Here is a 12,382-nt window from a genome sequence, read left to right as displayed (position 1 = left end):
TTCATTCGCGAAACGACGGCACAGGCGACAGAAATGTGTCGGATGTAACGGCGAATCGCGAATGAATTCGCTCCCACAGTGGTTAGTCAGCGTCTGCGAGTGAGCTTACGGCGCAGGATTCGGCTGATCCTTGTGAATCGCCTCGATCCCCGCCAGCACTTCTTCGGACAGCACCAGCTCGGCGCTCGCCAGGTTGCTGTCCAGTTGCTCCAGCGTGGTGGCGCCGATGATGTTGCTGGTGACGAACGCGCGGTTGGTGACGAACGCCAGGGCCATCTGCGCCGGGTCCAGACCGTGCTCGCGAGCCAGCGCCACATAACGGGCGCACGCGGCTTCCGATTGCGGGTTGAAGTAGCGTGTGAAGCGACTGTACAGGCTCAGTCGGCCTTTCGGTGGCCGAGCGCCATTGGCGTATTTACCGGACAACAGGCCAAACGCCATCGGCGAATAGGCCAACAGGCCGCACTGTTCGCGAATCGCGACTTCGGCCAGACCCACCTCGAAGCTGCGGTTAAGCAGGTTATAGGGGTTCTGGATCGACACCGGACGCGTCAGGCTATGGGTGTCGGCCTCGGCCAGGTACCTCATCGTGCCCCAGGCGCTTTCGTTGGACAGGCCCACATGGCGGATCTTGCCAGCCTTGACCTGCTCGTTCAGCGCTTCGAGGGTTTCCAGCAACGGGGTGAACTGCTCCTCGCTGTGGGTGTAGCCCAGCTTGCCGAAGAAATTGGTGCTGCGTTCCGGCCAGTGCAGTTGGTAAAGGTCCAGGTAATCGGTCTGCAGCCGCTTGAGGCTGGCGTCCAGCGCCGCATTGATGTGAGCACGGTTGAATTTCAGCTGGCCGTCGCGGATGTAGTCGATGCCGTTGCCGGGGCCTGCGATCTTGCTGGCCAGGATCCAGTCGGCGCGGTCACCGCTCTTCTTGAACCAGTTGCCAATGATGGTTTCGGTACTGGCGTAGGTTTCTTTCTTGGGCGGGACCGGATACATCTCGGCGGTGTCGATGAAATTGACCCCTGCAGCCTTGGCGCGCTCGATCTGGGCGAAGGCCTCGGACTCGCTGTTTTGCTCGCCCCAGGTCATCGTGCCGAGGCAGATTGCGCTGACATTGAGATCGGTTCTGCCCAGTTTGCGATAGTCCATCTGGCTCTCCTTTTTAAAAGAGCCATAAAAGCAGGTTGAAATTTTTTTCGCAATCTGCATAATTCCGCGTCTCTTTGTCGTGGGAGTGATGCCCCGCGGCGCAAGATACCGCTGCGATCGAACGCGCTGACCCGAGCCCCCTATAGCGTTCGTGCCCGGCGGCCTTTGACTTGTCAAAGACCGTACTAATGAGTATGCTCCGCCGTCTATTTTTCAGGGCGGCCTTTGAGGCTATAAAGAATGAAAACTTTTACCGCTAAACCGGAAACAGTAAAGCGCGACTGGTTCGTCGTCGACGCTGCTGGCCAGACCCTGGGTCGTTTGGCCACCGAAATCGCGAGCCGTCTGCGTGGCAAGCACAAGCCGGAATACACTCCGCACGTTGACACCGGCGACTACATCGTCGTTATCAACGCTGAGCAAATCCGCGTTACCGGTGCCAAGACCTCCGACAAGATCTACTACTCTCACTCCGGTTTCCCGGGCGGGATCAAGTCGATCAACTTTGAAAAGCTGATCGCCAAAGCTCCTGAGCGCGTGATCGAGACCGCGGTCAAAGGCATGCTGCCTAAGAACCCGCTGGGTCGCGACATGTATCGTAAGCTGAAAGTCTATGCGGGCGCTGCACACCCTCATACTGCTCAGCAGCCCCAAGAACTGAAGTTTTAACGGAATAGTTCATTATGTCGGCGACTCAAAATTACGGCACTGGCCGTCGCAAGACCGCAACCGCACGCGTTTTCCTGCGTCCAGGTACCGGTAACATCTCCATCAACAACCGCTCGCTGGATTCGTTCTTCGGCCGCGAAACTGCCCGCATGGTAGTTCGTCAGCCGCTGGAACTGACCGAGACTGTTGAAAAGTTCGACATCTACGTCACCGTCATCGGCGGTGGTGTGAGTGGTCAAGCTGGCGCAATCCGCCACGGTATCACCCGCGCTCTGATGTCCTACGACGAAACCCTGCGCAGCGCTCTGCGCAAAGCAGGCTTCGTGACTCGCGATGCTCGTGAAGTTGAACGTAAGAAAGTCGGTCTGCGTAAAGCGCGTAAGCGTCCGCAGTACTCGAAGCGTTAATTCGCTTTTCGTTCAAAAAGAACGCTCAGTTGCCCCTCGGCACTGGGCGTTTTTTTATGGGCGTCTATTATTGGTTGTGACGACACGAATCGCCCGTGGATGCCTCGTTCCATAAGGCCTCCCAATTTTCGCCTGAAGGCCGTGTCCGCAAGGATTGAAAGGAAGCTCTGACTGCCTTTGGCAGGATGTATCGACAGCTAGAAAATAATTCGAAGTGAAGCCTGACCAAGCGGGCTTCTAAAAGCTGATGGGAGAGCATGGAATGAGCAATGACGGCGTGAATGCAGGCCGGCGTCGGTTCCTCGTTGCTGCCACCTCCGTGGTCGGCGCAGCGGGAGCGGTGGGGGCTGCGATCCCGTTCGTGGGGTCATGGGTTCCCAGTGCCAAGGCCAAAGCGGCTGGCGCCCCCGTCAAGGTCAATATCAGCAAGATCGAGCCGGGTCAGCAGATGATTGCCGAATGGCGCGGCCAGCCAGTCTTCATCGTCCACCGCACGCCGGAAATTCTCACCAATCTGGGCAAGATCACCGCCCAACTCTCCGACCCCGAATCCAAAAACTCCACCCAACCTGCCTACGTGGATCCGGTGGTTCGTTCCATCAAGCCTGAAGTGCTCTTGTTGATCGGGATCTGTACCCACCTGGGCTGTTCGCCCACGTTCCGCCCTGAAGTGGCGCCCGCAGACCTGGGCAAAGACTGGGTGGGCGGATATTTCTGTCCTTGTCACGGCTCTCATTACGACCTGGCCGGGCGCGTCTACAAGGCGCAACCCGCACCCTTGAATCTGCCGGTGCCGCCGCATTCCTACGAGTCGGACTCAATCATCGTCATTGGTGTCGATCAGGAGAAAGCGTAATGAGCAAGTTCATGGACTGGATTGATGCGCGCTTCCCTGCGACCTCCATGTGGGAAGACCATCTCAGCAAGTATTACGCCCCCAAGAACTTCAACTTCTTCTATTTTTTCGGCTCGCTGGCGCTGCTGGTGCTGGTCAATCAGATCGTCACCGGGGTCTGGCTGACGATGAGCTACACGCCCTCGGCGGAGGAGGCGTTCGCGTCGGTCGAGTACATCATGCGTGATGTGGAATACGGTTCGATCCTGCGCCTGCTGCACTCCACGGGCGCCTCGGCGTTCTTCATCGTCGTCTACCTGCACATGTTCCGCGGGCTGCTCTACGGCTCCTATCAGAAGCCCCGGGAGCTGGTGTGGATCTTTGGCATGCTGATCTATCTGGCGCTGATGGCCGAGGCCTTTATGGGGTATCTGCTGCCATGGGGGCAGATGTCGTACTGGGGCGCGCAGGTGATCATCTCGCTGTTCGGCGCGATTCCGGTGATCGGCAATGACCTGACTCAGTGGATCCGCGGTGACTACCTCATTTCGGGCATTACCCTGAACCGCTTCTTCGCCCTGCATGTGGTGGCGCTGCCCATCGTGATTCTCGGGCTGGTGGTGCTGCACGTGCTGGCGCTGCACGAGGTGGGATCGAACAACCCGGACGGCGTCGACATCAAGAAGTACAAGGACGAGAACGGCAAACCGCTGGACGGCATTGGGTTTCATCCGTACTACACGGTCAAGGATATCGTCGGCGTCGTGGTGTTCCTGTTCATTTTCTGTTCGATCGTGTTCTTCTTTCCGGAGATGGGCGGGTATTTCCTCGAGAAGCCCAACTTCGAGCAGGCCAACGCCTTCAAGACCCCCGAGCACATCGCGCCGGTGTGGTACTTCACGCCGTTCTACGCCATCTTGCGGGCGATCCCGGACAAGCTCATGGGGGTCATGGCCATGGGGGCGGCGATCGCGGTGTTGTTCGTGTTGCCGTGGCTGGATCGAAGCCCGGTCAAATCCATGCGTTACAAGGGTTGGCTCAGTCGAATCTGGCTGCTGCTGTTTTGTGTGGCCTTCGTGATTCTGGGGGTTCTGGGGGTTCTGCCGCCCAGCCCTGGACGCGCGTTGCTGTCGCAGGTGTGTACGTTCGTGTACTTCGCCTACTTCATCCTGATGCCGTTCTACACGCGTATGGAGAAGACAAAACCGGTTCCGGAAAGGGTGACTGGCTGATGAAAAAACTATTGGCTGTATTACTCCTTGCGGCGCTGCCTGTGCTGGCGACTGCCGATGAGCATGGCGGGCCTGAACTGGAGAGCATCGACATCGATGTCTCAGACAAGGTGGCCATGCAGGATGGCGCGCGCACCTTCGTCAACTATTGCATGGGTTGTCACAGCGCCAAATTCCAGCGCTACGAGCGGGTCGCGGATGATCTGGGGATTCCCCACGAGCTGATGCTCGACAAGCTGGTGTTCACCGGGGCGAAGATCGGCGATCACATGGTCGCCGGGATGCAGCCTGCCGATGCCAAGACCTGGTTCGGTGCCGCGCCGCCGGATTTGACGCTGGTGGCTCGCGTGCGTGGCACGGACTGGCTGTATGGCTACCTGCGTTCGTTCTATGAGGACCCTGCACGGCCCTGGGGCGTGAACAACAAGGTCTTCCCGAATGTCGGCATGCCCAACGTGCTGGTAGGGCTGCAGGGCCGTCAGGTCATCGGCTGCAAGCAAGTCCAGGCGGTCGAGGATGGCAAGAAGCAGTTCGATCCGCTGACCGGCTCGCCCTTGACCCATGAAGCCTGCGATCAGCTCACCATCGTGCCCAAAACGGGAACCCTGACTGAAGAACAGTTCGATGAGAAAGTGAAGAATCTGGTGACCTTCCTCGCCTACTCGGCGAACCCGGTCAAATTGCAGCACCAGCGCATCGGCACCTACGTGTTGCTGTATCTGGCTGTGCTGTTCATCTTCGCGTACCTGCTCAAACGCGAATACTGGAAGGATGTGCACTGACTCAAAGGCGGTCATGCGGTAGACGAAACGCGCTCTGGAGAGCCTCGTTCGGGTAATGGACGCAGAGCGGGTATAGTGGCGGGCGAAAGATTGCAGAATTTACTTCGCGTAAATGAGCTATCTTGTCGCCCGCGACGAACACCCGCTCACTGTGGATGTTGCCGGAGGCGCCTTCAGGGCGCGTTCGTTTTTCTGCTTTTCGAACATTAACAAGCGAGGAGGATCGCCATGGGCGTGACCAACCGGTTGGCCTGTTACTCCGACCCCGCCGACCACTATTCCCACCGCGTGCGTATTGTGCTCGCCGAGAAAGGTGTCAGCGCCGAGATCATCGATGTTTCCGAGGGTCAGCATTCGGCCAGACTGATCGAGGTGAACCCCTATGGCAGCGTGCCGACCCTGGTCGATCGCGACCTGGCGTTGTACGAGTCGTCAGTGGTCATGGAATACCTGGATGAGCGTTACCCGCATCCGCCCTTACTGCCGGTTTACCCTGTGGCCCGGGCCAATAGCCGTCTGCTGATGCATCGCATCCAGCGTGACTGGTGCGCCCTGGTGGATGTCATTCTGGATGCGCGCAGCAAAGAGGCTGCTCGGGTTCAGGCGCGCAAGGAATTGCGCGAAAGTCTGACCGGCGTCTCGGCGCTGTTTGCGGAAAAGCCATTTTTCCTCAGTGACGAGCAAAGTCTGGTCGACTGCTGTCTATTGCCCGTACTCTGGCGCCTGCCAGTTCTGGGTATCGAGTTGCCGCGGCCTGCCAAGCCGCTGCTTGATTATATGGAGCGTCAGTTCGCTCGTGAGGCATTCCAGGCAAGTCTGTCTGCTGCCGAACGCGACATGCGCTAAGGCTTAAGGAACCGTTCGATGAACTCCAGTCGCCCCTACCTGATCCGCGCTCTCTACGAGTGGATCGTGGATAACGATTGCACGCCGCACATTCTGGTCAACGCTGAATACCCGGCGGTACAAGTCCCGCAAGGCTTCGCCAACGACGGGCAGATCGTGCTCAACATCTCGCCAAGCGCCGTGCGTCATCTGCACATGGACAACGACGCGGTGAGCTTCGAGGGCCGCTTTGGTGGCGTGCCCCACAGCCTGTACGTGCCTGTTGCTGCGGTCATGGGCATTTATGCTCGTGAGAACGGCCAGGGCATGGTCTTCGATCTGGAGCCCGCAGTGGACGATGATGAAGACCTGGATGTCGATGACGACATGCCGCCGCCGGACGACGAGCCACCACGCCCAACGGGCCGGCCGAGTCTGAAAGTGGTCAAGTGACTGGCTGAGCGGCATTAAAAAAGGCGATCCCGAGGGATCGCCTTTTTTGTGTATCTGGCCTTTGCGGCTGTAACACTGTGGGAGCGAATTCATTCGCCAGAGGGCGTCATTGCCAACACGGCTTCATCGTCTGTACTGGCGTCTCGCGAATGAATTCGCTCCCACAGGTTGATCGTGCGCAACGGTTTTAATCGATGTACTCAAACAGCTTCACAATCTTCTGCACGCCGCCGACGCCTTGAACCAGGTTGGTCGCGCGGTTGGCTTCTGCCTGAGTCAGCAGGCCGAGCAGGTAGACGATGCCGTTCTCGGTCACCACCTTGATGCGCGAACCTGGAATGGCGCTGTCAGTGAGCATCTCGGTCTTGATCTTGCTGGTCAGCCAGGCATCGTTGCTGCGGGCCAGCATCGAGGAGGGCGCGATGACCTGCAGTTCGTTGTTGACCTTTTTCACCTTCTGTACCTGGCCTGCAGTCTGCTCGGCCAGTTGCTTGAGGTCGGCGCGCGGGGTCTGGCCGGCCAGCAGAACGACGCCGTTGAAGCTGGTGACGACGATGTGCGAGTTGTTGTCCAGATCAGGGCTGGCCTTGGCGATGTTGACCGCAACCTTGGTTTCGATCAGTGAGTCATCGATCTTGCTGCCCAGTGTGCGGGTGCCGCGATCGTCGTCGATCGGTGCTTCGCGGCTGGCGTTGACCACCGAGCTGCATCCGCTGATGCCCAGGCAGAGCGTCAGAGCCAGCAGGCTGAAACGTTTGGATATCATTCTTCACTCCCGAACAATTGGCTGTCGATCAAGTCGCAAAGGCAATGGATCGACAGCAGGTGGACTTCCTGGATGCGAGCGGTGACCTTGGCCGGGACGCGAATCTCCACGTCCTCCGGCAACAGCAGCGACGCAACGTCACCCCCGTCGCGGCCGGTCAGGGCTACGACAATCATTTCCCGATCATGTGCGGCCTGGATGGCCTGAATGATGTTGGCCGAGTTGCCACTGGTGGAAATCGCCAGCAACACATCGCCTGGCTGGCCCAGGGCGCGGATCTGCTTGGAAAAGATTTCGTTGTAGCTGTAGTCGTTGGCGATCGAAGTGATCGTCGAAGTATCGGTGGTCAGCGCGATGGCGGGCAGGCTCGGTCGTTCGCGCTCGAAGCGGTTGAGCAGCTCGGACGAGAAGTGTTGGGCGTCGCCGGCCGATCCGCCGTTGCCGCAGGCGAGCATTTTGCCTTCGTTGAGCAGGGCATTGACCATCACCTGGCTGGCTTGCTCGATGTAGGGTGCAAGAACGTCCATCGCCTGTTGCTTGGTATCGATGCTGGCCTGAAAGAGCTGGCGAATTCGGGATTGCATGTCCATCTATGAAAACCTTAATAGGTGCGGCTGATCGGGCGAGACCTGAGACAGGTCATCGGCTTCCCGGCACAAAACTGTGCAGCCCGCAAAGCAAAAAGCAAAAAAACTATGGAGAGAAGTGGCGCGGCGAACGTGCTGGTGCAGCGATGCAATCGACGACTTCAACTCTCGAAGGCATGTTGCAGCCAGTTCAGCGCAGGTGCCGCGCCCGGGTCGCCATTGATCGCCACGACATCGAAACGGCAGGGGCAATCAGACCATTTCGACTCGCTCTGCAAGAACCACTGTGCGGCCAGGATGAGCTTTTCCTGCTTGCGCAAATCGACGCTTTCCAGTGCGCCACCCCATCCGGCGTGGCGCCTATAGCGAACTTCGACGAATACTACTGTATCGCCGTCGAGCATGACCAGATCAAGCTCGCCGCGTTTGCATGACCAGTTCTGCGTGATCAGTTGCAAACCCTGCTGTTGCAAGTGCCGCAGGGCGCAGGCCTCAGCCTCCTGCCCTGCGGTTTTTCGCGTGTTGCCTGGGGTCAAGGCGCGGTGTCCGGCAGGCGTTGAACCTTGCCGTCGACGAATTGGGCCCAAGGCAGCTGACGCTCGATGCGTTGACCCTGACCGATGGCCAGGCTGCCCGAAAGGCCGTCGATACGGCTTTCAGGCAGGGTCTTGAGTTGGGTCAGGCGCGGTGCCAGGCGATAGGCGTCGATGCCCATGGCGTACAGGCGACCCAGGCTGCCGGCGGCTTGTGGCCACTGAGTGGTCACTTGCTGGCGCAGCGGGTCGGTGGCGTTCAGCAGCCAAGGGGTTTCGCAGAAACGTACACCGGCCAGGTCGTTGTACATCGCCTGATCGCCACTGTTGGTGAACAGGTGCGAGGTGGCGTAGACCGGCACGTCGCCCGCGTACTGGAAGACCATGGTCGGTTTGATTTGTTGAGCCTGCTGCGGCGTGGCGGCCAGGAACATGAAATCGACGTCCTGGCGGCGGGTCGGCTGGGCTGCGGCCTGAGCACCGGTGGTGCTTTGCAGGCGTTGAGCGCGACCTTCGCTGTTACGCAGCTGGAACAGATCGGCAACCTGTTGCGCCAGTTGTACCGGTTGATCGATACGCTCTACACCCAGCAGGTTGCCGCCCTTGGCTTGCCAGCTCTGACGGAATGCATCCAGCACGCGATCGCCCCATTCGCCTTTCGGCACCATGGCCACGGCGCTGCGCTTGCCATCGGCCCAGGCGCGACGAGCGACTTCACGAGCTTCGTCTTCAGCGGCCAAGCCAAACTGGAACAGCTCGGCAGGGCCTTGCGCGGTGGCGTCGCTGTAGTTCAGCGCCAGCGTGGTGATCGGCAATTGCGGATGAGCACTCAGCTGTTTGACCAGCGGTTTTTCCAGCGGGCCGACGACCATCTGGATGCCGGCGGCCTTGGCCTGGGCGTAGAAGGCGTCCATCGAGGTCACGCGGGAGCTGTCGAACACTTCAATGGCAGGGGGCTTCTGGCCGGCCTGTTGCGCTTGATAATGCGCGGCCATGAAGCCGTCACGCAGGGCGCGAGCGACAGAGGCCAGCGGGCCGTCTTGTGGCAGCAGCAGGGCGATCTTGGTCAGCGGCTGGCTTTTCAGTTCGCGCAGTTGAGCAAGGGAGGTCGGCAGTTGACGAGCAGCAGGGTGCTGCGGGTTCTGTGCTTTCCAGTTGTCGATGGCGGCTTGTTGCTGCTCGAGCGTGCCAGCGCCTTTGACGGCGCGAGCGAGGCTCAGCCAGCCACCCATGTCGTCGTTGGCGTTGCTTTGCAGCTGCTCGGGTGGCAGGGCTGCGACCAGCGTCCAGATGGCGTCATTGTTGGCGCTCAAGGCGTCGCCTTGCAGCAGTGGGCCCATGAACACGCGCTCGCTGGCGGCGGCGAGGGTCTGGCCATCGGCTTCCAGAGCGCGGGCGCGAACGGTGTGGGTGCGGGTCTGCAGGTCAATCGGCATTTCAGCCAGATGCTGCAGGCTTGGGTGGTTCAATGCCGTCAGCGCGGCTTTTGGCTGGCTGCGACCCAGCGCCAGTTCGGCAGACAGAGTGTTGGCGTAGATCTGCTTGTCAGTCTTGAGCTGATCCATCTGGACCTGCTCAAGAATGCTGGCAGCGCGGCCGGGGTTGTTCTGGCGTGCAGCCAGGTCGGCAGCGGTCAGGCGCAGCAACGCGGCCTGATCCGGCGTCTTGGCGGCCGCAGCTTGTTCGAGCAGTTGCTCGATGCTGGCGTCAGGGGTGCGTGGCAGTTCGCCAAGACTGGAGGAGGGCGAACCGGCACAGGCGGCCAACAAGGCAGCCAGGCAGAGGGCAGAGAACAGCCGCAGGCAAGCGATCATGTATATGTTCCTGATACTCGAGCAAATAAGCGTGGAATTGTACCCAAGCACTGGCCGGGGCGCGATGTTGTAGGCGTTAAAGCTGCGATACGGGTCGCCTTGAAGCGCAAACAGGTGTTTCGGTCAGTGGCTTTCCCTGTTCTCTTGCAATGGCTGCGGCAGCTGAATGAATCTGTCGGCCCATTTTCCAATCTCCCTGATTCTGTCGCCTTAACCTGTACAATGCGGGCTTTAACCAGACATGAGGTGTGCGCTTTGACTGCTCCGGGTGCTTTGAATTCCACTACAGGCGCGCTTTATGTGGTGGCCACGCCAATCGGCAACCTGGATGACATGAGTGTGCGTGCCTTGAAGGTGTTGCGCGAGGTTTCATTGATTGCTGCTGAGGATACGCGGCATTCATTACGGCTTATGCAGCATTTCGGCATCGCCACGCCGCTGGCGGCCTGCCACGAACACAACGAGCGGGACGAAGGCAGTCGCTTCATCGCGCGGCTGCAGGCTGGCGATAACGTCGCGCTGATTTCCGATGCGGGCACGCCGCTGATTTCTGATCCGGGTTATCACCTGGTGCGTCAGGCGCGGGCCGCGGGCATTCAGGTGATTCCGGTTCCAGGTGCCTGTGCGCTGATCGCAGCGTTGTCGGCGGCGGGACTGCCGTCGGACCGTTTTATCTTCGAAGGCTTTCTTCCGGCCAAATCGGTTGGGCGAAAGGTGCGCCTTGAGTTGCTCAAGGAAGAACCGCGCACGGTCATCTTTTATGAAGCACCGCACCGGATTCTCGAATGCCTGCAGGATTTGGAAGAGATCTTCGGTGCTGACCGCCCGGCCGTGCTGGGACGTGAACTGACCAAGACGTTCGAAACCTTGAAAGGCCTGCCATTGGGTGAGTTGCGCGCGTTCGTCGAAGGCGACAGCAATCAGCAGCGCGGTGAATGCGTGGTGCTGGTCGCGGGCTGGAGCGAGCCTGAAGGCGAGGATGCGATTGGTGCCGAAGCTCGCCGCGTGCTGGATCTGCTTTTGGAGGAGATGCCGCTCAAACGTGCCGCGGCGCTGGCGGCGGAGATCACCGGGGTGCGCAAGAATCTGCTGTATCAGGTCGCCCTGGAGAAGCAGAAAGGCGAGTGACCGGTGCCCTTCGGCCCGTCGTATAAATGTGCGAGGGGCTTATTAAAGCTTGTTCTTGCGCCAGCCAGCCATTAACCTTGGCGGCGGAGAGTCGATTGGACAGTCGCTGCCTTTCATTGTTCCGCAATGAAGGGGGGAGGAAAGTCCGGGCTCCATAGGGCGGAGTGCCAGGTAACGCCTGGGGGGCGCGAGCCTACGGAAAGTGCCACAGAAAATAACCGCCTAAGCACTTCGGTGCCGGTAAGGGTGAAAAGGTGCGGTAAGAGCGCACCGCACGTCTGGCAACAGTTCGTGGCTAGGTAAACCCCACTCGGAGCAAGACCAAATAGGGTTCCAAGGCGTGGCCCGCGCTGGAACCGGGTAGGTTGCTAAAGATGTCCAGCGATGGCCATCGTAGAGGAATGACTGTCCTCGACAGAACCCGGCTTACAGATCGACTCTCCACCTTTCCCACCTCTGCTTTTTCCTCGTACAACCCCTCGTCGTAATACCGAAAAAATCTTAAACCTCACAAATTACTTTAACTTCGAACCTCATCTTTTTGAGTTCCAACGGATTTATCCGTAGGAATCGTCCGAAATTTCCCCGAAGTTCTCTGTTACCTCTCCTAAATCTCCGTCCTGTAAGGGTTTTCCTTAAGAAGTCGCCTTGACGGTGTGGTGGGCGGATTCCTATAGTGTGCGCGAGTGGCGGAAAGTGGCGTGAAGTGGGTTTTTTGAGCGCAAAAAGATAATATTCGGAGAAAGCGCCTGTGTTCCGTGGTGCAAACGCAATCAATCTCGACGCAAAGGGCCGTCTCGCTATGCCGAGCCGGTACCGTGACGAGCTTGATTCGCGTAGTGCCGGCCAATTGATCGTGACCATTGATACCGTCGACCCATGCTTGTGCATCTATCCGCTCCCGGAATGGGAATTGATCGAAGCCAAATTGCGTGAGTTGGCGACATTTCGTGAAGAAAACCGTCGCCTGCAGCGATTGTTGATCGGTAACGCAGTAGATCTGGAACTCGATGGCAGTGGACGTTTCCTGGTGCCACCTCGTTTGCGCGAGTACGCCAAGCTCGATAAGCGTGTGATGCTGGTAGGCCAGCTCAATAAGTTTCAACTGTGGGATGAGGACGCCTGGAACGCACTTGCTGATGCTGACCTTGCGGCCATTCAAAAACCGGGCGCGATGCCCGATGAACTGCGTGATTTGATCCTGTGAC

14 protein-coding genes and 1 other RNA gene are annotated in these 12,382 nt (G+C 59.1%); 10 read left to right on the top strand and 5 right to left on the bottom strand.

From position 1 onward, the window contains the following. Positions 1-105: 105 nt before the first annotated feature. Positions 106-1,143 carry an NADP(H)-dependent aldo-keto reductase gene (locus AC07V9_RS02545; RefSeq protein WP_495014105.1) on the bottom strand — a complete coding sequence of 346 codons (1,038 nt, stop codon included), beginning with the start codon at positions 1,141-1,143 and terminating at the stop codon, positions 106-108. 240 nt (positions 1,144-1,383) lie between these two features. Between AC07V9_RS02545 and rplM the strand changes: the two genes are divergently transcribed. From rplM to AC07V9_RS02510, 7 genes are all read left to right on the top strand, one after another. Then, positions 1,384-1,812 carry a 50S ribosomal protein L13 gene (rplM, locus tag AC07V9_RS02540; RefSeq protein WP_062384256.1) on the top strand — a complete coding sequence of 143 codons (429 nt, stop codon included), beginning with the start codon at positions 1,384-1,386 and terminating at the stop codon, positions 1,810-1,812. Between the two features lie 14 nt (positions 1,813-1,826). Then, positions 1,827-2,219, top strand: a complete 393-nt coding sequence (gene rpsI / locus AC07V9_RS02535; RefSeq protein ID WP_166596464.1) for a 30S ribosomal protein S9 — start codon at positions 1,827-1,829, stop codon at positions 2,217-2,219. 262 nt (positions 2,220-2,481) lie between these two features. Then, entirely contained in the window at positions 2,482-3,075 is a 594-nt protein-coding gene (gene petA, locus AC07V9_RS02530) for a ubiquinol-cytochrome c reductase iron-sulfur subunit (protein WP_495014104.1), read from the top strand. Further along, positions 3,075-4,286 (top strand): cytochrome b, encoded by a 1,212-nt coding sequence (locus AC07V9_RS02525; protein WP_495014103.1) that lies wholly within the window; start codon positions 3,075-3,077, stop codon positions 4,284-4,286. The genes petA and AC07V9_RS02525 overlap by 1 nt, the downstream gene beginning before the upstream one ends. Beyond that, the gene (locus AC07V9_RS02520; RefSeq protein ID WP_495014102.1) at positions 4,286-5,068 is read left to right on the top strand and encodes a cytochrome c1; all 783 of its coding nucleotides are present in this window, start codon (positions 4,286-4,288) and stop codon (positions 5,066-5,068) included. Before AC07V9_RS02525 ends, AC07V9_RS02520 begins: the two co-directional genes overlap by 1 nt. Before the next feature lie 228 nt (positions 5,069-5,296). Further along, on the top strand, positions 5,297-5,914 hold the full coding sequence (locus tag AC07V9_RS02515) for a glutathione S-transferase N-terminal domain-containing protein (RefSeq protein ID WP_495014101.1): 618 nt from the start codon (positions 5,297-5,299) through the stop codon (positions 5,912-5,914). 18 nt (positions 5,915-5,932) lie between these two features. After that, complete coding sequence (locus AC07V9_RS02510; protein WP_495014100.1) at positions 5,933-6,346, top strand: ClpXP protease specificity-enhancing factor; 414 nt, start codon at positions 5,933-5,935, stop codon at positions 6,344-6,346. 187 nt (positions 6,347-6,533) lie between these two features. Here AC07V9_RS02510 and AC07V9_RS02505 read toward each other — a convergent pair whose 3' ends face one another. From AC07V9_RS02505 to AC07V9_RS02490, 4 genes are all read right to left on the bottom strand, one after another. After that, on the bottom strand, positions 6,534-7,112 hold the full coding sequence (locus tag AC07V9_RS02505; protein ID WP_495014099.1) for a BON domain-containing protein: 579 nt from the start codon (positions 7,110-7,112) through the stop codon (positions 6,534-6,536). Then, positions 7,109-7,702: a phosphoheptose isomerase gene (locus AC07V9_RS02500; protein ID WP_133749632.1), complete on the bottom strand. Its 594-nt coding sequence runs from the start codon at positions 7,700-7,702 to the stop codon at positions 7,109-7,111. The genes AC07V9_RS02505 and AC07V9_RS02500 overlap by 4 nt, the downstream gene beginning before the upstream one ends. A 158-nt stretch (positions 7,703-7,860) precedes the next feature. After that, positions 7,861-8,235 carry a YraN family protein gene (locus AC07V9_RS02495; protein WP_495014098.1) on the bottom strand — a complete coding sequence of 125 codons (375 nt, stop codon included), beginning with the start codon at positions 8,233-8,235 and terminating at the stop codon, positions 7,861-7,863. Further along, positions 8,232-10,046, bottom strand: coding sequence for a penicillin-binding protein activator (locus tag AC07V9_RS02490; protein ID WP_495014097.1), 1,815 nt, complete (start codon positions 10,044-10,046; stop codon positions 8,232-8,234). Before AC07V9_RS02490 ends, AC07V9_RS02495 begins: the two co-directional genes overlap by 4 nt. A 222-nt stretch (positions 10,047-10,268) precedes the next feature. On the opposite strand from AC07V9_RS02490, the gene rsmI reads away from it, so the two are divergent. The 3 genes from rsmI (at position 10,269) to mraZ (ending at position 12,381) form a co-directional block, all read left to right on the top strand. Then, the gene (rsmI, locus tag AC07V9_RS02485; protein ID WP_495014096.1) at positions 10,269-11,174 is read left to right on the top strand and encodes a 16S rRNA (cytidine(1402)-2'-O)-methyltransferase; all 906 of its coding nucleotides are present in this window, start codon (positions 10,269-10,271) and stop codon (positions 11,172-11,174) included. Positions 11,175-11,261: 87 nt separating this feature from the next. Beyond that, an RNA gene (gene rnpB / locus AC07V9_RS02480) (RNase P RNA component class A) lies at positions 11,262-11,619 on the top strand. A 306-nt stretch (positions 11,620-11,925) separates the two neighbouring features. Further along, on the top strand, positions 11,926-12,381 hold the full coding sequence (mraZ, locus tag AC07V9_RS02475; protein WP_037017349.1) for a division/cell wall cluster transcriptional repressor MraZ: 456 nt from the start codon (positions 11,926-11,928) through the stop codon (positions 12,379-12,381). The last annotated feature ends 1 nt before the right edge of the window (position 12,382 follow it).

The sequence above is a fragment of the Pseudomonas sp. GW821-FHT02A11 genome (assembly GCF_059421985.1).
The sequence above is the reverse complement of the archived record's forward strand: the minus strand, read 5'-3'. Positions and strand labels throughout refer to the sequence as shown.

Bases quoted from the DNA above. Each gene is read 5' to 3' on its own strand.
- AC07V9_RS02545 (WP_495014105.1), bottom strand. From the start codon at position 1,143: ATGGACTATCGCAAACTGGGCAGAACCGATCTCAATGTCAGCGCAATC.
- rplM (WP_062384256.1), top strand. From the start codon at position 1,384: ATGAAAACTTTTACCGCTAAACCGGAAACAGTAAAGCGCGACTGGTTC.
- rpsI (WP_166596464.1), top strand. From the start codon at position 1,827: ATGTCGGCGACTCAAAATTACGGCACTGGCCGTCGCAAGACCGCAACC.
- petA (WP_495014104.1), top strand. From the start codon at position 2,482: ATGAGCAATGACGGCGTGAATGCAGGCCGGCGTCGGTTCCTCGTTGCT.
- AC07V9_RS02525 (WP_495014103.1), top strand. From the start codon at position 3,075: ATGAGCAAGTTCATGGACTGGATTGATGCGCGCTTCCCTGCGACCTCC.
- AC07V9_RS02520 (WP_495014102.1), top strand. From the start codon at position 4,286: ATGAAAAAACTATTGGCTGTATTACTCCTTGCGGCGCTGCCTGTGCTG.
- AC07V9_RS02515 (WP_495014101.1), top strand. From the start codon at position 5,297: ATGGGCGTGACCAACCGGTTGGCCTGTTACTCCGACCCCGCCGACCAC.
- AC07V9_RS02510 (WP_495014100.1), top strand. From the start codon at position 5,933: ATGAACTCCAGTCGCCCCTACCTGATCCGCGCTCTCTACGAGTGGATC.
- AC07V9_RS02505 (WP_495014099.1), bottom strand. From the start codon at position 7,112: ATGATATCCAAACGTTTCAGCCTGCTGGCTCTGACGCTCTGCCTGGGC.
- AC07V9_RS02500 (WP_133749632.1), bottom strand. From the start codon at position 7,702: ATGGACATGCAATCCCGAATTCGCCAGCTCTTTCAGGCCAGCATCGAT.
- AC07V9_RS02490 (WP_495014097.1), bottom strand. From the start codon at position 10,046: ATGATCGCTTGCCTGCGGCTGTTCTCTGCCCTCTGCCTGGCTGCCTTG.
- rsmI (WP_495014096.1), top strand. From the start codon at position 10,269: ATGCGGGCTTTAACCAGACATGAGGTGTGCGCTTTGACTGCTCCGGGT.